Here is a 19,336-nt window from a genome sequence, read left to right on the forward strand (position 1 = left end):
TCCTTTCAGCTAAGGTCGCGGTGGCGAACCTGGACGTTCTTGAGGGTTTGTTGCAGCACCTGGCCCAGGCGCTCGGTCAGGTAGACGGAACGGTGGTGGCCGCCGGTGCAGCCGATGGCAATGGTGACATAGGCTCGATTGCTCGCGGCAAAACGCGGCAACCATTTGAGCAGGTAGCTGGAAATGTCCTGGAACATCTCCTCCACATCCGGTTGCGCGGCCAGGTAATCGGCCACTGGCTGATCCAGCCCCGATTGGTCACGCAGTTCCGGCTTCCAATAAGGATTGGGCAGGCAGCGCACGTCGAACACCAGGTCGGCATCCACCGGCATGCCACGTTTGAACCCAAAGGACTCGACCAGAAATGCCGTGCCAGGCTCCGGCTGGTTCAGCAGGCGTAGCTTGATGGCATCGCGCAACTGATACAGGTTGAGGCTGGTGGTGTTGATCTTGAGATCGGCGAGGTCAATGATCGGCCCCAGCAGCTTGGTTTCATCCTCGATGGCTTCGGCCAGAGAACGGTGTGGGCTGCTGAGGGGGTGACGTCGACGGGTCTCTGAGAAGCGCTTAAGCAGGGTTTCTTCGTCGGCGTCCAGATACAGCACATCGCAGTGAATGTGCTTGGCGCGCACTTCTTCGAGCAATTCCGGAAAACGCGTGAGGTGGCTCGGCAGGTTGCGGGCGTCAATCGAAACGGCGACCAGGGGTTGCGCCAATTCGGTATGGATCAGTGCCCGCTCTGCCAATTCCGGGAGCAGTCCGGCCGGCAAGTTGTCGATGCAATAGAATCCGTTGTCCTCAAGAACGTTGAGGGCGGTACTTTTACCTGAGCCGGAGCGGCCGCTGACGATGATCAAACGCATGATTACTGCCCGTTTTGCTCATCCAGGACAACTTGGTACAGCGCCTCGTTGCTACTGGCACTGCGCAGTTTGTCGCGTACTTCCTTGCGGTCGAGCATGCTTGCGATCTGCCGAAGCAGTTCCAGGTGTGCATCGGTGGCGGCCTGGGGGACCAGCAGAACAAAAAGCAGGTCCACCGGGGCACCGTCGATCGCGTCGAAATCGATAGGTGCGTCCAGGTGCAGCAGGGCGCTGACAGGTGTCTCGCAGCCTTTGAGGCGGCAGTGAGGAATGGCGATGCCGTTGCCAAAACCGGTGGAACCGAGTTTTTCACGGGCGATCAGAGCCTCAAAGACATCCTGCATCTCCAGATCAGGCACTTGGCTGCTGATCAGGTTGGCAATTTGTTCGAGGGCTTTCTTCTTGCTGCCGCCCGGCACGTTCACGAGGGAACGGCCGGGGGTCAGGATGGTTTCAAGTCGGATCATGGGGGGAGAGTTAACGACCTGTGCCCTGAAGCAGGCTCAGATTCTTTTCCTTATGCTTTTTGAGTTGGCGGTCAAGCTTGTCTGTGAGCAAGTCGATTGATGCATACATGTCTTCATGTTCGGCATTGGCGACCACTTCTCCACCGGGTATCTGAAGTGTCGCTTCGATTTTCTGCTGAAGCTTGTCGACCTTCATGATGACCTGCACGTTGGTGATCTTGTCGAAATGGCCCTCAAGCTTCCTCAGCTTCTGCTCGACGTAGTCGCGTAGTGGAGGGGTGACTTCTATATGGTGTCCACTGATGTTGACTTGCATACAGCTTCTCCTTCGTTGCCAGTGCATAAAGCGGCGGGTAGGAATACCCGCCACTGGAACGCTGTGGCCCGCCCGTCACATCAAACGCTTACGCTCGCTGGAAGGCGCGATCCCAAGGGATTCGCGGTACTTGGCGACGGTTCGACGGGCGACCTGAATGCCTTGTGCTTCCAGTAAACCAGCGATCTTGCTGTCACTCAACGGCTTTTTCTGATTTTCAGCAGCAACCAGTTTTTTGATGATCGCGCGGATTGCCGTAGACGAGCATTCACCGCCTTCCGAGGTGCTGACATGACTGGAGAAAAAGTATTTCAACTCATAAATACCCCGTGGGGTATGCATGAATTTTTGTGTGGTCACCCGGGAAATCGTCGATTCGTGCATGCCCACTGCTTCTGCGATGTCGTGCAGGACCAGCGGCTTCATCGCCTCGTCACCATATTCCAGGAAGCCGCGCTGGTGCTCGACGATCTGGGTGGCCACTTTCATCAGGGTTTCGTTGCGGCTTTGCAGGCTCTTGATGAACCAGCGCGCTTCCTGCAACTGGTTGCGCATGAAGGTGTTGTCGGCACTGGTGTCGGCGCGGCGCACAAAACCGGCATATTGCGGGTTGACCCGCAGGCGCGGCACCGATTCCTGGTTCAGTTCCACCAGCCAGCGTTCGTTGTCCTTGCGCACGATCACGTCGGGAACGACGTATTCGGCTTCGCTGGACTCAATCTGCGAGCCTGGACGCGGGTTGAGGCTTTGCACCAGCTCGATGACCTGGCGCAGGTCGTCTTCCTTGAGCTTCATGCGCCGCATCAACTGGCTGTAGTCGCGGCTGCCCAGCAGGTCAATGTAGTCGGTGACCAGGCGCTGGGCCTCGGCGAGCCATGGGGTCTTGGCGGGCAACTGACGCAGTTGCAGCAGCAGGCATTCGCTCAGGGTGCGGGCACCGATGCCGGCGGGCTCGAATTGTTGGATGCGGTGCAGGACCGCTTCGATTTCGTCCAGCTCGATGTCCAGTTCCGGGTCGAAGGCCTCGAGAATCTCCTCCAGCGTCTCGTCCAGATAGCCCTGGTTATTGATGCAGTCGATCAGGGTCACGGCGATCAGGCGATCGGTGTCCGACATCGGCGCGAGGTTCAGTTGCCACAGCAGATGGCTCTGCAGGCTCTCGCCGGCGGAAGTGCGGGTGGTGAAGTCCCACTCGTCATCGTCATTGCTGGGCAGGCTGCTGGCGCTGGTCTGGTAGACATCCTCCCAGGCGGTGTCCACCGGGAGCTCGTTGGGAATACGTTCGTTCCAATCGCCTTCCTCCAGGTTATCCACCGTGGGGGCGGTTTCCTGGTAGGAGGGTTCCTGTACGTCGGAATTGGGTTTTTGCTCGATGTTGTCGGCCAGTGGGTCTGCATTATCGAAGTCGTCGCCTTCTTCCTGGCGTTCGAGCATCGGATTGGACTCCAGGGCCTCCTGGATTTCCTGTTGCAGGTCCAGGGTCGACAATTGGAGCAGGCGGATGGCCTGTTGCAGCTGCGGTGTCATCGTCAGCTGCTGGCCCATTCTCAGGACTAGCGATGGTTTCATGGCAGGGGCTTAACACCTTATTCGCCGGCGCAATGCGCCATCCACGACAGGGCGCGTGAGCGCCAAACATAAGCAAATTATATGCCTGATATCGGGGGCTTTGCCTAGAGCGCGGTAACAATAAAAATCCGGAGGTTTTCATTGACTCCCGCGCGCTTTGGCGAGCGGCCGTGACACCACGGTGTTTACAGGCGAAACTCGTGACCCAGGTACACTTCCTTGACCAGCTCGTTGGCCAGGATGGTGGCAGAGTCGCCTTCGGCGATCAGCTGACCATCGTTGACGATATACGCGGTTTCACAGATGTCGAGGGTCTCACGCACGTTGTGGTCGGTGATCAGTACACCGATGCCCTTGGCCTTGAGGTGATGGATGATCTGCTTGATGTCGCCGACCGAGATGGGGTCGACGCCGGCAAACGGTTCGTCCAGCAGGATGAACTTGGGGGCGGTGGCCAGGGCGCGGGCGATTTCCACGCGACGCCGCTCGCCACCGGACAGGCTCATGCCAAGGTTGTCTCGAATGTGGTTGATGTGGAATTCCTGAAGCAGGCTTTCCAATTCTTTGCGGCGGCCTTCACGGTCGAGTTCCTTGCGGGTTTCAAGGATGGCCATGATGTTGTCGGATACCGACAGCTTGCGGAAGATCGACGCTTCCTGCGGAAGATAGCCGATACCGGCACGGGCGCGCCCGTGCATTGGCTGGTGGCTTACATCCAGGTCGTCGATCAGTACGCGACCTTGGTCCGCCTGGACCAGGCCGACAATCATGTAGAAGCAGGTAGTCTTGCCGGCGCCGTTGGGGCCAAGCAAGCCGACGATCTGGCCGCTGTCGATCGACAGGCTGACGTCGCGCACGACCTGACGGCTTTTATAGGCCTTGGCCAGATGCTGGGCTTTCAGGGTTGCCATTACTCGGCCTTCTTCTTCGGCTGGATAACCATGTCGATACGGGGGCGTGGCGCGGTGACCTTGCTGCCATTGGCGCGACCGGCGTTGGCAATCTGCTTCACGGTGTCATAGGTGATCTTTTCACCTTCCGTGGAGTTGCCATCGGGGCTGAGTACCTTGGCCTGGTCGATCAGCACGATGCGATTCTGCTGGGCGTGATACTGGATGGTCTTGCCGTAGCCCTTCATCGGGCCGGTGTCGGTAGCCGACTGCTTCTGTTCGAAGTAAGCCAGGTTGCCCACCGACGTCACCACGTCGATATCGCCCGCTTGGGTGCGCGTCAGTGTCACCGTGTTGCCGGTGATCTTCATCGAACCCTGGGTGATGATCACGCCGCCGGTATAGGTGGCGACGCCTTGCTTGTCATCCAGTTGCGCATCGTCAGCCGAGATGTGGATCGGTTGCTGGCTATCGTTCGGCAGAGCCCAGGCGCTCACGCTTCCCAGTGCTGCGCCCAGACCGAGCAAAATAGGGAGAGTTTTAACGAGCCTCATACTGTCCTCTTACGTTCGATAGCAGGTGTATCCTGCTTTCTTTCAAATACGCTTTCATTCCCTTGCCAGTCGATACACCGCCAGCGCCGTCGATTCTAACGTCTTGCTCGGTCTGCGCATATTGCTTCTGTGGGAATACGGTCATGCGACTGCTGGTAATCACGGTGTCACGGTTTTTCGCGTCAGTACGCGCAACGCGTACCGAGTCGATCAGTTCTACCTCGGTGCCGTCCGGGTTCACCTCGCCACGCTTGCTCGTGACATGCCACGGAAACTCGGTGCCGCGGTACAGGTTCAGGTCCGGGTTGGTCAGCAGGGTGACTTCCGTGGCCTTCAAATGCTCGACTTTGTCCGACGTCATTTCGTACTGCACCTTGCCGTCGGGCAGGAACTGCACGCTATAGGCATTGGTGGCGTAATAGTCGATGGCCCCGCCGTCAACCTGCGCGGCAGGCTGGTCGAGGAAGCGCCCCGGGCTGATATTCCAGTAGCCCACCGCAAGGAACAGCGCGGCGATGACTCCGAATAGCAGGAAGTTGCGAATCTTTTTGCTCAGCATAAAACGCTCTATAGGTAGGCGGCGTGGGCCGCTTCAAGACTGCCTTGGGCTCGCAGGATCAGTTCACAGAACTCGCGGGCGGCACCTTCGCCGCCACGGGCGGTGGTGATGCCGTGGGCGTGCTCGCGAACAAATGTCGCCGCATTGGCGACGGCCATGCCCAGGCCTACTCGGCGAATGACCGGCAAGTCAGGCAGATCATCGCCCAGATAGGCGACCTGCTCATAGCTTAGGTTGAGTTTGCCAAGAAGCTCGTCCAGAACCACCAGTTTATCCTCGCGGCCCTGATACAGGTGAGGAATACCGAGGTTTTGTGCGCGGCGTTCCACAACGGGGGTTTTTCTGCCGCTGATAATCGCCGTTTGCACGCCCGAAGCCATCAGCATCTTGATGCCCTGGCCGTCGAGGGTGTTGAACGTCTTGAATTCGCTGCCGTCTTCGAGAAAGTACAGGCGGCCATCGGTCAGCACGCCGTCAACGTCGAAAATCGCCAGTTTGATGTGTTTGCCGCGTTGCAACAGGTCGCTGGTCATTTACATCACTCCCGCACGCAGCAAGTCGTGCATGTTCAGGGCGCCAACCGGGTGGTCGTTGCTATCGATCACCACCAGTGCGCCGATCTTGTGGTCTTCCATGATCTTCAATGCTTCGGCTGCCAGCATTTCAGGGCGTGCAGTCTTGCCATGGGGGGTCATCACGGCGTCGATGGTTGCGGTGCGGATATCGATGGCGCGGTCCAGGGTGCGGCGCAAATCACCGTCAGTGAATACCCCGGCCAGGCGCCCATCGGCTTCCAGGATCACGGTCATACCCAGGCCCTTGCGGGTCATTTCCATCAGCGCGTCCTTCAGCAGGGTGCCGCGCTGGACGTGGGGCAATTCCTCGCCCGAATGCATGACATTTTCCACTTTCAGCAACAGACGGCGGCCCAGGGCACCACCTGGGTGGGAAAACGCGAAGTCTTCAGCGGTGAATCCGCGGGCTTCCAGCAGCGCTACGGCCAAGGCGTCGCCCATGACCAGGGCGGCGGTGGTGGAGGAGGTCGGCGCCAGGTTCAGTGGGCAGGCCTCGTGGTCCACGTGAACATTCAGGTTCACGTCGCCAGCCTTGGCCAGCGTTGATTCCGGGTTGCCGGTGACGCTGATCATCTTGATGCCCAGGCGCTTGATCAGCGGCAGCAGGGTCACGATTTCGTTGGTGGTGCCGGAGTTGGACAGCGCCAGGATGATGTCATCCTTAGTGATCATGCCCATGTCGCCGTGGCTGGCTTCGGCCGGATGTACGAAAAATGCGGTGGTCCCGGTGCTGGCCAGGGTGGCGGCGATCTTGTTGCCGACGTGGCCCGACTTGCCCATGCCGACCACGACAACACGGCCCTTGCTGGCCAGAATCATCTCGCAGGCGCGTACGAAATCTGCGTCGATATGAGCCAGCAAGCCTTCTACGGCTTCAACTTCGAGGCGGATGGTGCGTTGCGCGGATTGAATAAGGTCGCTGGATTGGCTCATGTCTGAAGTCGTATAGCCTGACGAAAAGTCGGCGATTATAGCGGTAATGATCAATTCCCTCACGCAAGTTCGTCAGGCTTTATTCAACGAGTACCTGAGATCGATCCTCAGTAACATAGCCAGCAACGTTTTTTCCCTGTCCCTAAACTGAACTAGCGCTGTTCCGGCCTTGGGCGCCCTGTACCAGCAGTGATATAGTTCGCCGCCAGTTCAGTCCGCCCAGCCCATGAGGCTATCTATATGCGTCACCGTTGCAAACGTTTGTCGCATGCATGGTGTCTGAGTGAGAGGCTGCATCCCAAGGAGTTTAGATGAGTGCCGATAACGCCTACGCGGTCGAGCTGAAGGGACTGACCTTCAAGCGCGGGACGCGCAGCATCTTCAATAACGTCGATATTCGCATTCCCCGCGGCAAGGTCACGGGCATCATGGGTCCGTCCGGTTGCGGCAAGACCACGCTGTTGCGTCTGATGGGCATGCAATTGCGCCCCAGCGCCGGTGAAGTGTGGGTCAACGGCCAGAACCTGCCGACCTTGTCACGCAGCGATCTGTTCGATGCGCGCAAGCATATGGGGGTGCTGTTCCAGAGCGGTGCGCTGTTTACCGACCTCGATGTGTTCGAGAACGTGGCGTTTCCGTTGCGGGTGCATACCCAGCTGTCCGACGAAATGATTCGTGACATTGTGTTGCTGAAATTGCAGGCCGTAGGCCTTCGTGGTGCCATCGACCTGATGCCCGACGAACTGTCCGGCGGCATGAAGCGCCGTGTGGCCCTGGCGCGTGCCATTGCCCTCGACCCGCAGATCCTCATGTACGACGAGCCTTTCGTCGGCCAGGATCCGATTGCCATGGGCGTGCTGGTGCGCCTGATTCGTCTGCTCAACGATGCGCTGGGTATCACCAGCATCGTGGTCTCTCACGACCTTGCAGAAACCGCGAGCATTGCCGACTACCTCTATGTAGTGGGCGATGGCCAGGTGCTGGGGCAGGGTACGCCTGAAGAACTGATGAACGCCGACAACCCACGTATTCGCCAATTCATGACCGGCGATCCAGATGGCCCTGTGCCTTTTCACTTTCCGGCAGCGGATTACCGCTCAGACCTTCTGGGGAAGCGCTGATGCGCAAGACATCTCTCATCGAGAAGGTTCGCCTTTTCGGTCGATCCGGTATCGACATCGTCGAAGTGCTGGGCCGCTCGACAATTTTCCTGTTTCACGCCTTGCTCGGCCGCGGTGGCATTGGTGGCGGCTTCGGCCTGTTGATCAAGCAACTGCATTCGGTGGGCGTGATGTCCCTGGTGATCATTGTGGTCTCCGGGGTGTTCATCGGGATGGTGCTGGCGTTGCAGGGCTTCAATATCCTGTCCAGCTACGGTTCGGAGCAGGCGGTGGGGCAGATGGTTGCCCTGACGCTGCTGCGTGAGTTGGGGCCGGTCGTGACCGCGTTGCTGTTCGCCGGACGGGCGGGTTCCGCGTTGACTGCCGAAATCGGCAACATGAAGTCCACCGAGCAGTTGTCCAGCCTGGAAATGATCGGCGTGGACCCGCTCAAGTACATTGTTGCCCCGCGCCTGTGGGCCGGCTTTATTTCCCTGCCTTTGCTGGCGATGATCTTCAGCGTGGTCGGTATCTGGGGCGGCTCCTGGGTGGCAGTGGACTGGCTGGGCGTCTACGACGGCTCCTACTGGGCCAACATGCAAAACAGCGTGACTTTCAGCGGTGACGTGCTCAATGGCGTCATAAAGAGCATCGTCTTCGCCTTTGTAGTGACCTGGATCGCCGTATTCCAAGGCTATGACTGTGAGCCCACTTCAGAAGGGATCAGTCGCGCCACCACCAAGACCGTTGTGTACGCCTCACTGGCAGTACTGGGTCTTGACTTCATTTTGACCGCCTTGATGTTTGGAGATTTCTGATGCAAAACCGCACTGTGGAAATCGGTGTCGGCCTTTTCTTGCTGGCTGGCATCCTGGCTTTACTGTTGCTGGCCCTGCGAGTCAGCGGCCTTTCGGCCAGCCCCACCGCCGATACTTATAAACTTTACGCGTACTTCGACAATATCGCTGGTTTGACTGTCAGAGCTAAAGTGACCATGGCCGGTGTCACCATCGGCAAGGTCACGGCAATCGATCTGGATCGTGACAGCTTCACGGGTCGAGTGACGATGCAGCTGGACAAGAAGGTAGATAATCTGCCTACCGATTCCACTGCATCTATCCTCACTGCGGGTCTGCTGGGCGAGAAATACATCGGTGTCAGCGTGGGCGGGGAAACAGCCCTGCTCAAGGATGGCTCGACAATCCACGACACACAGTCGTCGTTGGTGCTTGAAGACCTGATCGGTAAATTCCTGCTCAATACGGTCAATAAAGACGCTAAATGAGGAATCTGTACATGATCTCTACCTTGCGACGTGGTCTCCTGGTACTGCTTGCAGCGCTGCCGTTGATGGCCAACGCAGCAGGTTCTGCGCACGAACTGGTGCAGGACACTACCAACAGGATGTTGGCTGACCTGACTGCCAATAAAGAGCAGTACAAGCAAGACCCGAGCAAATTCTACGAAGCGCTAAATACCATCGTCGGCCCTGTCGTCGATGCTGAAGGTATTTCGCGTAGCATCATGACGGTCAAATATTCGCGCAAGGCCACCCCTGCGCAAATGCAAACGTTCCAGGAAAACTTCAAGCGCGGCCTGTTCCAGTTCTATGGCAACGCTTTGCTTGAGTACAACAACCAGGGCATTACCGTCGCTCCTGCCGGGGATGAGTCGGGTGACCGCACCAGTGTCAACATGAGCGTCAAGGGCAACAATGGTGCCGTTTACCCGGTGCAGTACACGCTGGAGAAGATCAATGGCGAGTGGAAACTACGCAATGTGATCATCAACGGCATCAACATCGGCAAGCTGTTCCGTGACCAGTTCGCCGACGCCATGCAGCGCAATGGCAACGACCTGGACAAAACCATCAATGGTTGGGCCGGTGAAGTCGCCAAGGCCAAGGAAGAGACTGATAAAGCCGCCGGGAAGCCTGCGCAATGACCGAGTCGGCTGTTCGTCTCGGCGACGCTGGCGAGTTGTTCCTCAGCGGAGTGCTGGATTACCGCACCGGGCCTGACCTGCGCAAGCAGGGCCAAGCGCTGATCAAGAGCAGCACTGCTCCTGCGTTGGTGCTGGATTGCTCGGCGGTAACCAAGTCCAGCAGCGTCGGCTTGTCGTTGCTGCTGTGCTTCATGCGTGATGCCGAGGCGGCCAAAAAGCCGGTCAGCATCCGTGCATTGCCCGAAGACATGCGTGAAATCGCCGAAGTTTCCGGTTTGACCGAGCTATTGGCGCATCCTTAATACACATTATCGATGAAGCCCCCCGTCAGAGTCCTGCTATGCGGGGTTCGCAGGCGCGGGGCTTTTTTGTATGATGTGCGACCCGTGCGCACTGGGCGCCGATAGAGGTTGATCATGCAGGCCCTAGAAGTTAAGAGCTTTCTCGAAGGAAAGCTGCCGGATACGAACGTAGAAGTTGAAGGCGAAGGCTGCAACTTCCAGCTGAACGTGATTAGCGATGAACTGGCGGCACTCAGCCCGGTCAAGCGTCAGCAGCAGATCTATGCCCATTTGAACCCGTGGATCACCGATGGCAGCATCCACGCGGTCACTATGAAATTTTTCAGTCGCGCGGCCTGGGCCGAGCGCACCTGAGCCCCCAAGGCGTCGAGATTCTTATGGATAAATTGATTATTACCGGCGGTGCCCGCCTCGATGGCGAGATTCGCATTTCCGGTGCGAAAAACTCTGCCTTGCCGATCCTGGCCGCGACCCTGCTGTGCGATGGCCCGGTAACCGTAGCCAACCTGCCGCACCTGCACGACATCACCACCATGATCGAGCTGTTTGGTCGCATGGGTATTGAGCCGGTTATCGACGAGAAGCTGTCCGTCGAAATCGATCCGCGCACCATCAAGACCCTGATCGCCCCGTACGAACTGGTGAAAACCATGCGTGCGTCGATCCTGGTATTGGGCCCGATGGTCGCCCGCTTCGGCGAGGCCGAAGTCGCATTGCCTGGCGGTTGCGCCATTGGCTCGCGTCCGGTGGACCTGCACATCCGTGGCCTTGAAGCCATGGGCGCGACCATCGACGTCGAAGGCGGCTACATCAAGGCCAAGGCGCCGGAAGGCGGCCTGCGTGGCGCGAACTTCTTCTTTGATACCGTCAGCGTGACCGGTACCGAAAACATCATGATGGCCGCTGCCCTGGCCAACGGCCGCAGTGTGCTGCAAAACGCTGCGCGCGAGCCTGAAGTGGTCGACCTGGCCAACTTCCTGATCGCCATGGGTGCCAACATCACCGGCGCCGGCACCGACACCATCACCATCGACGGTGTGAAACGCCTGCACCCTGCCACCTACAAAGTAATGCCGGACCGTATCGAGACCGGTACCTACCTGGTTGCTGCCGCCGTCACCGGTGGTCGCGTCAAGGTCAAGGACACCGATCCGACCATTCTGGAAGCGGTCCTGGAAAAACTGCGCGAAGCCGGTGCCGAAATCACTACCGGTGAAGACTGGATCGAGCTGAACATGCACGGCAAGCGGCCAAAAGCCGTTAACGTGCGTACCGCTCCGTACCCGGCGTTCCCGACCGACATGCAGGCGCAGTTCATCTCCTTGAACGCCATTGCCGAAGGCACGGGTGCAGTGATCGAGACCATCTTCGAAAACCGCTTCATGCACGTGTACGAACTGCACCGCATGGGCGCGAAGATCCAGGTTGAAGGCAACACTGCCATCGTTACCGGCACCGAGAAGCTCAAGGGCGCGCCAGTCATGGCCACCGACCTGCGCGCTTCGGCCAGCCTGGTGATCTCGGCGCTGATCGCCGAAGGCGATACCCTGATCGACCGCATCTACCACATCGACCGTGGTTATGAGTGCATCGAGGAAAAACTGCAGATGCTCGGCGCGAAAATCCGCCGCGTACCGGGCTAGTCCCCACTGCATTGTAGGAGCGAGCTTGCTCGCGAAGAACTCGTGGGCACCGCGTTGAGTCTGAATATACGCGTTGTCGTTGACGTTTTTCGCGAGCAAGCTCGCTCCTACATACACTGATTTGTTTCAAGTCGAGGCTGTCATGGCCTCGATCTGTGTCTGGCGCCGTTTGCGACCGGACAGCAATAGCCTGATGAAGGATTGACGTTTCCCATGTTGACCATCGCACTGTCCAAGGGCCGCATCCTTGACGACACTTTGCCGCTTCTGGCTGAAGCGGGCATCGTGCCGACCGAGAATCCGGACAAGAGCCGCAAGCTGATCATCCCTACGACCCAGGACGACGTTCGCCTGCTGATCGTACGGGCTACCGACGTGCCAACTTACGTTGAACATGGCGCGGCCGACCTCGGCGTCGCCGGTAAAGACGTGCTGATGGAATACGGCGGCCAAGGCCTCTACGAGCCGCTGGACCTGCGCATTGCCCTGTGCAAGCTGATGACTGCCGGCCGTGTCGGTGACGTCGAGCCTAAAGGCCGCCTGCGCGTGGCCACCAAGTTCGTCAACGTTGCCAAGCGTTACTACGCCGAACAAGGCCGTCAGGTCGACATCATCAAGCTCTACGGCTCGATGGAGCTGGCGCCGCTGATCGGCCTGGCTGACAAGATCATCGACGTGGTCGACACCGGCAACACCCTGCGTGCCAACGGTCTCGAACCACAGGACTTTATCGCCGACATCAGCTCTCGGCTGATCGTCAACAAAGCGTCGATGAAGATGCAACACGCCCGTATCCAGGCGTTGATCGACACCCTGCGCCAGGCAGTGGAGTCTCGACACCGCGGTTGACTCACCTGCGTAGCTGAAAAGCTGCGCCCGTCTATCCGCCTCATAGCCAGAATTCTCAGGTGCCCAAGCGGAAACGACTGCTAGTTTAGGGCGCCTGAGTTTTTGCCAATTCTATTGAGGCCCTCGCTATGACCACGTCCACTGCAATTGCCCGACTCAACGCTGCCGACCCGGATTTCGCCCATCATCTGGATCATCTGCTGAGCTGGGAAAGCGTGTCCGACGACTCGGTCAACCAGCGAGTGCTCGACATTATCAAGGCCGTGCGCGAGCGCGGTGATGCGGCGCTGGTGGATTTCACCCGGCAGTTCGACGGTCTGGACGTCAAGTCCATGTCCGACCTGATCCTGCCTCGCGAACGCCTGGAACTGGCCCTGACGCGCATCACCGCGCCACAGCGCGAAGCCCTCGAAGTCGCCGCGAGCCGAGTGCGCAGCTACCACGAAAAACAGAAGCAGGACTCCTGGAGCTACACCGAGGCCGACGGCACCGTGCTGGGCCAGAAGGTCACGCCGCTGGATCGTGCTGGTCTGTACGTACCGGGCGGCAAAGCTTCTTACCCGTCCTCAGTATTGATGAACGCGATCCCGGCCAAAGTGGCCGGCGTGACCGAAGTGGTCATGGTGGTACCGACCCCGCGCGGTGAAATCAACGAACTGGTACTGGCTGCCGCCTGTATTGCCGGTGTCGACCGCGTGTTCACCATCGGCGGTGCCCAAGCGGTTGCCGCCCTGGCTTATGGCACCGAAAGCGTGCCGAAGGTCGACAAGGTGGTCGGTCCCGGCAACATCTACGTCGCCACTGCCAAGCGCCATGTGTTCGGCCAGGTCGGTATCGACATGATCGCCGGCCCGTCGGAAATCCTCGTGGTGTGCGACGGCCAGACCGACCCGGACTGGATCGCCATGGACCTGTTCTCCCAGGCCGAGCACGACGAAGACGCCCAGGCGATCCTGGTCAGCCCGGACGCCGAGTTCCTCGACAAGGTCGCCGCCAGCATCAATAAGCTGCTGCCGACCATGGACCGCGCCGAGATCATCGAGAAGTCGATCAATGGCCGTGGCGCGCTGATCCTGGTGCGTGACATGGAACAGGCCATCGAAGTGGCCAACCGTATCGCACCGGAGCACCTGGAGTTGTCCGTCGCCGATCCACAGGCCTGGCTGCCGTCGATTCGCCATGCGGGTGCGATCTTTATGGGTCGCCACACCAGCGAAGCGCTGGGCGACTACTGCGCCGGCCCCAACCACGTGCTGCCGACTTCCGGCACCGCGCGCTTCTCGTCGCCGCTGGGGGTGTATGACTTCCAGAAACGTTCGTCGATCATCTTTTGCTCTCCACAAGGCGCTTCCGAATTGGGCAAGACCGCTTCGGTACTGGCCCGTGGTGAATCCCTGAGCGCCCACGCCCGTAGTGCTGAGTATCGAATCCTGGAAGAGGGGAAATAACCCATGAGCAAATTCTGGAGCCCCTTCGTCAAGGATCTCGTGCCTTACGTGCCCGGCGAGCAACCGAAGCTGACCAGGCTGGTCAAGCTCAACACCAATGAAAACCCCTACGGCCCGTCGCCCAAGGCGCTGGCCGCGATGCGGGCCGAGTTGAACGACAACCTGCGCCTGTACCCGGACCCCAACAGCGACCTGCTCAAGCAGGCCGTGGCCAAGTATTACGGGATCGACGCCGGCAAGGTGTTCCTTGGCAACGGTTCCGACGAAGTCCTGGCGCACATCTTCCACGGCTTGTTCCAGCACGAGCTGCCGCTGCTGTTCCCGGATATCAGCTACAGCTTCTATCCGGTGTACTGCGGCCTCTACGGCATCAAGTCCAACCCGGTGCCGTTGGACGAGCAGTTCCAGATCCGCGTAGCGGACTACGCCAAGCCCAACGGCGGGATCATCTTCCCCAACCCGAACGCACCCACTGGCTGCGTCCTGGCGCTGGACGCCGTTGAGCAGATTCTCAGGGCCAGCCCGGATTCGGTGGTGGTGGTCGATGAAGCCTATATCGACTTTGGCGGCGAAACCGCCATCAGCCTGGTGGATCGTTACCCGAACCTGCTGGTGACCCAGACCCTGTCCAAATCGCGCTCACTGGCCGGTTTGCGTGTGGGCCTGGCCGTGGGTCACCCGGACCTCATCGAAGCGCTGGAGCGGGTCAAGAACAGCTTCAACTCTTATCCGCTGGATCGCCTGGCGATTGTCGGCGCGGCAGCGGCCTTCGAGGATCGTGAGTACTTCGAGAAGACGTGCCAGTTGGTTATCGATAGTCGCAACCAGCTGGTCGCGCAACTGGAAGGTAAGGGCTTTGAAGTGTTGCCGTCAGCGGCCAACTTCATCTTTGCGCGCCACCCACGGCACGACGCTGCCGGCCTGGCGGCCAAGCTGCGTGAGCAAGGGGTGATTGTGCGGCACTTCAAGCAGGAGCGGATTGCCCAGTTCCTGCGGATAAGCATCGGTACGCCGGAGCAGAACCAGGCGCTGATCGATGGGTTGGGTGAGCTCTAAGCCACACTGAAGATCAAAAAATGTGGGAGGGGGCTTGCCCCCGATAGCGGTGTATCAGTCAGCTAATGAATTGACTGACACACTGCCATCGGGAGCAAGCCCCCTCCCACATTAGGTTCTGCCATATGTGTTAGATCAGCGGCTCATCCGGTTTCTTGTTCTTCCAGCCATCATTGCCCGGCAGCAGCAGGTTCAAGCCAATCGCTACCACCGCACACAGTGCAATGCCCTTCAGGCCGAAGTCATCCGGACCCGTACCGGTCCCCACCAGCACACCGCCAATGCCGAACACCAGGGTCACCGACACAATCACCAGATTGCGCGCTTCACCCAGGTCGATCCTGTGGCGGATCAACGTGTTCATCCCCACCGCGGCAATCGAGCCGAACAGCAGGCACAGGATCCCGCCCATCACCGGCACCGGGATGCTTTGCAGCAGTGCACCGAACTTGCCGATGAACGCCAGGCTGATGGCAAATACTGCCGCCCAGGTCATGATCTTCGGGTTGTAGTTCTTGGTCAGCATCACCGCGCCCGTCACTTCGGCGTACGTGGTGTTCGGTGGGCCGCCAAACAGGCCGGCGGCGGTGGTGGCAATGCCGTCACCGAGCAAGGTGCGGTGCAGGCCAGGCTTCTTCAGGTAGTCGCGACCGGTCACGCTGCCTACTGCAATCACACCGCCGATATGTTCGATCGCCGGCGCCAGCGCTACCGGGACGATAAACAGGATCGCCTGCCAGTTGAACTCCGGCGCGGTGAAGTGGGGCAGGGCGAACCACGGTGCGGCGGCGATTTTCGCCGTGTCGACCACGCCAAAATAGAAGGCCATGGCAAAGCCCACCAGCACGCCGGAGATGATCGGCACCAGGCGGAAGATACCCTTGCCGAACACCGCCACGATCAACGTGGTGAGCAGCGCAGGCATCGAGATCATCATCGCCGTCTGGTAATGAATCAGTTCGGCGCCATCGCCGGATTTCCCCATCGCCATATTCGCGGCGATCGGTGCCATGGCCAGTCCGATGGAAATAATCACGGGGCCGATGACCACCGGAGGCAGCAGGCGGTCGATGAAACCGGTGCCTTTGATCTTCACGGCCAGGCCGAGGAAGGTATAGACAAACCCGGCTGCCATCACCCCGCCCATGGTCGCTGCGAGGCCGAACTGGTCCTTGGCGAGAATAATCGGGGTGATGAAGGCAAAGCTCGACGCCAGGAAGACCGGCACCTGCCGCCCTGTCACCACCTGGAACAACAGCGTGCCCAGGCCGGCGGTGAACAGTGCGACGTTTGGATCAAGACCTGTGATCAGTGGCATCAACACCAGCGCGCCAAATGCGACGAAGAGCATCTGTGCGCCAGACAGGATCTGGCGCCAAAGCGGGTCGTTGAATTCATCCTGCATGCTCACGCGTCCTTCTGCTTGGTGCCGAAGATCTTGTCACCGGCATCGCCCAGGCCTGGGATGATGTAACCGTGTTCGTTCAGGCGCTCATCGATGGAGGCGGTGTAGATCTGCACGTCCGGGTGGGCTTTCTCGACGGCGGCGATGCCTTCGGGCGCGGCCACCAGCACCATGGCGCGGATGTCCCGGCAACCGGCTTTTTTCAGCAGGTCGATGGTGGCAACCATGGAGCTGCCGGTGGCGAGCATCGGGTCGATGATCATGGCCAGGCGCTCGTTGATTTCCGGTACGAGTTTTTCCAGGTAGGTGTGGGCCTGCAGGGTTTCTTCGTTGCGGGCTACGCCGACGGCGCTGACCTTGGCGCCCGGAATCAGGCTGAGCACGCCTTCGAGCATGCCGATACCGGCGCGCAGGATCGGCACCACGGTGATCTTCTTACCTGCGATCTTCTCGACCTGGACGGTGCCAGCCCATCCTTCGATGTCGTAGGTTTCCAGAGGTAAATCTTTGGTGGCTTCGTAAGTGAGCAGCGCTCCAACTTCCTGAGCAAGCTCACGGAAATTCTTCGTGCTAATGTCGGCACGGCGCATAAGGCCGAGTTTGTGTCGGATCAGCGGGTGGCGGATCTCGCGAGTGGGCATGGGAAAGGCTCCGGCGGCGGGCAAAAAAACCGGCCTAGATTAATCTATCCGAGGGTGTTGTCCTATAGACATCTAGTACGTTAGTCCATTAAGGCTTGATCGTTGCGCCTCACATGCGTACCTTTGCCCGCTTTTCTTGCCACAGCACCCCTTGGAGAGCGCCATGTCCGCTGATCTCGAGCATATCCGTCAAATCATGCGCGAGGCTGACTGCCTGTACACCGAAGCGCAAGTCGAAGCAGCGATCGCCAAGGTTGGCGCACACATCACCCGCGAAATGGCCGACACCAACCCGGTGGTCTTCTGCGTGATGAACGGTGGCCTGATTTTCGCCGGCAAATTGCTGACTCACCTGCAATTCCCGTTGGAAGCGTCTTACCTGCACGCCACCCGCTATCGCAACGAAACCACTGGCGGCGACCTGTTCTGGAAAGCCAAGCCGGAAGTCTCGTTTATCGACCGCGACGTGTTGATCATCGACGACATCCTCGATGAGGGCCACACCCTGGGTGCGATCATCGACTTCTGCAAACACGCTGGCGCACGCAAAGTGCACACCGCCGTGCTGATCGACAAAGACCACGACCGCAAGGCCCGTCCCGAGTTGAAAGCCGATTTCGTCGGCTTGCCATGCATCGATCGCTACATCTTCGGTTACGGCATGGATTACAAGGGCTACTGGCGCAACGCCAATGGAATCTACGCCGTCAAAGGTATGTAACGTATGACGCGCTTTCTTGATCAGACGCTGTTTGCCGAGCTGGCCGAGAAAGCGGGCGCCAGCCCGCGTGGTCGGCATCATCACAACTTCCATCAAATGGAAGAGCCGTGCCATCGCCTGGCCGTGGGTCTGCAGCCCAACACGTATGTGCCGCCACATCGGCACTTGAGCGCTGACAAGGCGGAAACCTTGCTGGTCCTCCAGGGGCGCTTGGGCTTGCTGGTGTTCAGCGATACCGGCGAGGTGCTCGCCAAGCGGGTGATGCAGGCCGGCGGCGAATGCTCGGGCGTCGACCTGCCGCCCGGCGTGTTTCATGGCCTGGTGGTGCTCGCGCCCGACACGGTGATGTTCGAGTGCAAGGCCGGGCCTTATCGGCCGGTGGGCGAAGGCGAATTGGCTGATTGGGCGCCCCGTGAAGGCGACGCCAACGTGGCCGACTATCAACGCTGGATGCTTGCCCAGTTCGATTGAGCTACAGTGCTGGGCCACCTCTTGCGGAGCGGCCCATGAGCCTGTTGATACGCACCTGCGCCGCCCTGGCGTTGACCCTCAGTTTGCCCCTGGCCGCTGCTCCTGCACCGATGCACAACCAATTCCTGCCGGCCGACGACCTTGTCCTGCGCGCCGAGGCGCCTGACCAGCAGCAGTTGCTGCAAGTCACCGAGTACACCGTAGTGGTGGGCAACCAACGTCAATCCAACCAGCAACCGATCCCCGTGACCTCACCGCTGATGATCCGCCTCAAGGGCAAGTCCCTGAACAAGGGCGCGACCATCAACCAGGTGGTGCTCAACTTCGATGCCGAAAGCAAAAGCCTGAAAAAGCCGGCATACGATGAGAAGAGTAAAACCTTGACCCTGTCGTACCCGGTGGCCCAGTACCGAGTGATTGTCGACTTGCTGCGCAATGACACGGTGTATGTGCAGTTCCTCAGTTACACCAACGGGCATATCTGGGCGGATGTGCATACCGGTGCTGTTCGTACCCAATAGCAAAAACACTGACGATCCCAATGTAGGAGGGGGAAAGCCCCCTCCCACATTGGTCCTCGAGCGCTTTCGAAGCCTGCGTTGCACAGGTAGACTTCAAACCCCGTGTAAATGTCTGCTGGCTGGAGTCGGTAATGCGTAAAGATAAGAAACAGGTGATTGGTGACGAGATCGGCGACGACCAGATCAAGTTGTTCCTGGACTTCGAGCCGGTTGACGCGATTTCCCCGTCCCTGCACAAACTGATCAAGGCCTACCGCGGCCTGCGTATCGACGACTTCGAGCGCTTCCTGGTTTTCTTCAAGGAAGCCGGTTTGGACCTGGATGGCAAGGATGAGCACGGCCAGACCTTCGTCGACCTGATCAAGGACCAGCGCAACGCCGCCGAGTACATCGAGCTGATCGACAACGCCCGCGGCTGATGCTTCCGGGCAAAAAAACGCCCCGTTCTCATCGCGAGAGCGGGGCGTTTTTGCTTTTTACTGTAGGAGCGAGCTTGCTCGCGAAAAACC

General features: G+C 59.3%; 25 protein-coding genes. 14 read left to right on the forward strand and 11 right to left on the reverse strand.

Features of this window, described 5'->3' with window-relative positions:
- Positions 1 to 5 precede the first annotated feature (5 nt).
- The 9 genes from rapZ to ACHPFG_RS05410 all read right to left on the reverse strand — a co-directional run bounded on the left by rapZ (position 6) and on the right by ACHPFG_RS05410 (position 6,726).
- Positions 6 to 863 carry an RNase adapter RapZ gene (rapZ, locus tag ACHPFG_RS05370; protein WP_027604814.1) on the reverse strand — a complete coding sequence of 286 codons (858 nt, stop codon included), beginning with the start codon at positions 861 to 863 and terminating at the stop codon, positions 6 to 8.
- A 2-nt stretch (positions 864 to 865) separates the two neighbouring features.
- Entirely contained in the window at positions 866 to 1,330 is a 465-nt protein-coding gene (gene ptsN, locus ACHPFG_RS05375; RefSeq protein WP_131698423.1) for a PTS IIA-like nitrogen regulatory protein PtsN, read from the reverse strand.
- 10 nt (positions 1,331 to 1,340) lie between these two features.
- Positions 1,341 to 1,646, reverse strand: a complete 306-nt coding sequence (gene hpf, locus ACHPFG_RS05380) for a ribosome hibernation-promoting factor, HPF/YfiA family (RefSeq protein ID WP_090409416.1) — start codon at positions 1,644 to 1,646, stop codon at positions 1,341 to 1,343.
- Between the two features lie 75 nt (positions 1,647 to 1,721).
- Entirely contained in the window at positions 1,722 to 3,215 is a 1,494-nt protein-coding gene (locus ACHPFG_RS05385; protein WP_065924292.1) for an RNA polymerase factor sigma-54, read from the reverse strand.
- A gap of 185 nt (positions 3,216 to 3,400) precedes the next feature.
- Positions 3,401 to 4,126: an LPS export ABC transporter ATP-binding protein gene (gene lptB / locus ACHPFG_RS05390; protein ID WP_027604810.1), complete on the reverse strand. Its 726-nt coding sequence runs from the start codon at positions 4,124 to 4,126 to the stop codon at positions 3,401 to 3,403.
- A complete protein-coding gene (lptA, locus tag ACHPFG_RS05395) occupies positions 4,126 to 4,659 on the reverse strand; it encodes a lipopolysaccharide transport periplasmic protein LptA (RefSeq protein WP_027604809.1) in 534 nt (177 codons plus the stop codon). The genes lptB and lptA overlap by 1 nt, the downstream gene beginning before the upstream one ends.
- Positions 4,646 to 5,218, reverse strand: a complete 573-nt coding sequence (gene lptC / locus ACHPFG_RS05400; protein WP_090409415.1) for an LPS export ABC transporter periplasmic protein LptC — start codon at positions 5,216 to 5,218, stop codon at positions 4,646 to 4,648. The genes lptA and lptC overlap by 14 nt, the downstream gene beginning before the upstream one ends.
- A gap of 8 nt (positions 5,219 to 5,226) precedes the next feature.
- Positions 5,227 to 5,751: a KdsC family phosphatase gene (locus ACHPFG_RS05405; protein ID WP_131698421.1), complete on the reverse strand. Its 525-nt coding sequence runs from the start codon at positions 5,749 to 5,751 to the stop codon at positions 5,227 to 5,229.
- The gene (locus ACHPFG_RS05410) at positions 5,752 to 6,726 is read right to left on the reverse strand and encodes a KpsF/GutQ family sugar-phosphate isomerase (protein WP_431701772.1); all 975 of its coding nucleotides are present in this window, start codon (positions 6,724 to 6,726) and stop codon (positions 5,752 to 5,754) included. It lies immediately after the preceding gene.
- A 311-nt stretch (positions 6,727 to 7,037) separates the two neighbouring features.
- Between ACHPFG_RS05410 and ACHPFG_RS05415 the strand changes: the two genes are divergently transcribed.
- From ACHPFG_RS05415 to hisC, 10 genes are all read left to right on the forward strand, one after another.
- Entirely contained in the window at positions 7,038 to 7,847 is an 810-nt protein-coding gene (locus ACHPFG_RS05415) for an ATP-binding cassette domain-containing protein (protein WP_003171811.1), read from the forward strand.
- The gene (mlaE, locus tag ACHPFG_RS05420; RefSeq protein ID WP_065938534.1) at positions 7,847 to 8,644 is read left to right on the forward strand and encodes a lipid asymmetry maintenance ABC transporter permease subunit MlaE; all 798 of its coding nucleotides are present in this window, start codon (positions 7,847 to 7,849) and stop codon (positions 8,642 to 8,644) included. The genes ACHPFG_RS05415 and mlaE overlap by 1 nt, the downstream gene beginning before the upstream one ends.
- Positions 8,644 to 9,111 (forward strand): outer membrane lipid asymmetry maintenance protein MlaD, encoded by a 468-nt coding sequence (gene mlaD / locus ACHPFG_RS05425; RefSeq protein WP_003171814.1) that lies wholly within the window; start codon positions 8,644 to 8,646, stop codon positions 9,109 to 9,111. The genes mlaE and mlaD overlap by 1 nt, the downstream gene beginning before the upstream one ends.
- An 11-nt stretch (positions 9,112 to 9,122) precedes the next feature.
- Positions 9,123 to 9,770, forward strand: a complete 648-nt coding sequence (locus tag ACHPFG_RS05430) for an MlaC/ttg2D family ABC transporter substrate-binding protein (protein WP_065924288.1) — start codon at positions 9,123 to 9,125, stop codon at positions 9,768 to 9,770.
- On the forward strand, positions 9,767 to 10,072 hold the full coding sequence (locus tag ACHPFG_RS05435; protein WP_431701773.1) for an STAS domain-containing protein: 306 nt from the start codon (positions 9,767 to 9,769) through the stop codon (positions 10,070 to 10,072). Before ACHPFG_RS05430 ends, ACHPFG_RS05435 begins: the two co-directional genes overlap by 4 nt.
- A gap of 114 nt (positions 10,073 to 10,186) precedes the next feature.
- Positions 10,187 to 10,426, forward strand: coding sequence for a BolA family protein (locus ACHPFG_RS05440; RefSeq protein WP_027604803.1), 240 nt, complete (start codon positions 10,187 to 10,189; stop codon positions 10,424 to 10,426).
- Positions 10,427 to 10,449: 23 nt separating this feature from the next.
- On the forward strand, positions 10,450 to 11,715 hold the full coding sequence (murA, locus tag ACHPFG_RS05445) for a UDP-N-acetylglucosamine 1-carboxyvinyltransferase (protein ID WP_024073479.1): 1,266 nt from the start codon (positions 10,450 to 10,452) through the stop codon (positions 11,713 to 11,715).
- 213 nt (positions 11,716 to 11,928) lie between these two features.
- A complete protein-coding gene (gene hisG, locus ACHPFG_RS05450; protein ID WP_027604802.1) occupies positions 11,929 to 12,564 on the forward strand; it encodes an ATP phosphoribosyltransferase in 636 nt (211 codons plus the stop codon).
- 128 nt (positions 12,565 to 12,692) lie between these two features.
- Complete coding sequence (hisD, locus tag ACHPFG_RS05455) at positions 12,693 to 14,012, forward strand: histidinol dehydrogenase (RefSeq protein ID WP_131698415.1); 1,320 nt, start codon at positions 12,693 to 12,695, stop codon at positions 14,010 to 14,012.
- Positions 14,013 to 14,015: 3 nt separating this feature from the next.
- Positions 14,016 to 15,068 carry a histidinol-phosphate transaminase gene (hisC, locus tag ACHPFG_RS05460; protein ID WP_431701774.1) on the forward strand — a complete coding sequence of 351 codons (1,053 nt, stop codon included), beginning with the start codon at positions 14,016 to 14,018 and terminating at the stop codon, positions 15,066 to 15,068.
- A gap of 130 nt (positions 15,069 to 15,198) precedes the next feature.
- Here the strand turns inward: hisC and ACHPFG_RS05465 are convergent, their stop codons facing one another.
- Together ACHPFG_RS05465 and upp are read right to left on the reverse strand one after the other, a co-directional pair.
- Positions 15,199 to 16,473 carry a uracil-xanthine permease family protein gene (locus ACHPFG_RS05465; RefSeq protein ID WP_431701775.1) on the reverse strand — a complete coding sequence of 425 codons (1,275 nt, stop codon included), beginning with the start codon at positions 16,471 to 16,473 and terminating at the stop codon, positions 15,199 to 15,201.
- Positions 16,474 to 16,475: 2 nt separating this feature from the next.
- Positions 16,476 to 17,114: a uracil phosphoribosyltransferase gene (gene upp / locus ACHPFG_RS05470; RefSeq protein WP_027604798.1), complete on the reverse strand. Its 639-nt coding sequence runs from the start codon at positions 17,112 to 17,114 to the stop codon at positions 16,476 to 16,478.
- Positions 17,115 to 17,277: 163 nt separating this feature from the next.
- Here upp and ACHPFG_RS05475 point away from each other — a divergent pair, with 163 nt between their 5' ends.
- The 4 genes from ACHPFG_RS05475 to ACHPFG_RS05490 all read left to right on the forward strand — a co-directional run bounded on the left by ACHPFG_RS05475 (position 17,278) and on the right by ACHPFG_RS05490 (position 19,246).
- The gene (locus ACHPFG_RS05475; RefSeq protein WP_131698412.1) at positions 17,278 to 17,835 is read left to right on the forward strand and encodes a hypoxanthine-guanine phosphoribosyltransferase; all 558 of its coding nucleotides are present in this window, start codon (positions 17,278 to 17,280) and stop codon (positions 17,833 to 17,835) included.
- Positions 17,836 to 17,838: 3 nt separating this feature from the next.
- Positions 17,839 to 18,306: a WbuC family cupin fold metalloprotein gene (locus tag ACHPFG_RS05480; RefSeq protein WP_431701776.1), complete on the forward strand. Its 468-nt coding sequence runs from the start codon at positions 17,839 to 17,841 to the stop codon at positions 18,304 to 18,306.
- 35 nt (positions 18,307 to 18,341) lie between these two features.
- Positions 18,342 to 18,827, forward strand: coding sequence for a hypothetical protein (locus ACHPFG_RS05485; RefSeq protein WP_431701777.1), 486 nt, complete (start codon positions 18,342 to 18,344; stop codon positions 18,825 to 18,827).
- A 131-nt stretch (positions 18,828 to 18,958) separates the two neighbouring features.
- Positions 18,959 to 19,246: a PA4642 family protein gene (locus ACHPFG_RS05490; RefSeq protein ID WP_145335328.1), complete on the forward strand. Its 288-nt coding sequence runs from the start codon at positions 18,959 to 18,961 to the stop codon at positions 19,244 to 19,246.
- The last annotated feature ends 90 nt before the right edge of the window (positions 19,247 to 19,336 follow it).

The sequence above is a fragment of the Pseudomonas sp. BR20 genome (assembly GCF_050780135.1).
In the GTDB taxonomy this organism is placed as follows: Bacteria; Pseudomonadota; Gammaproteobacteria; order Pseudomonadales; family Pseudomonadaceae; genus Aquipseudomonas.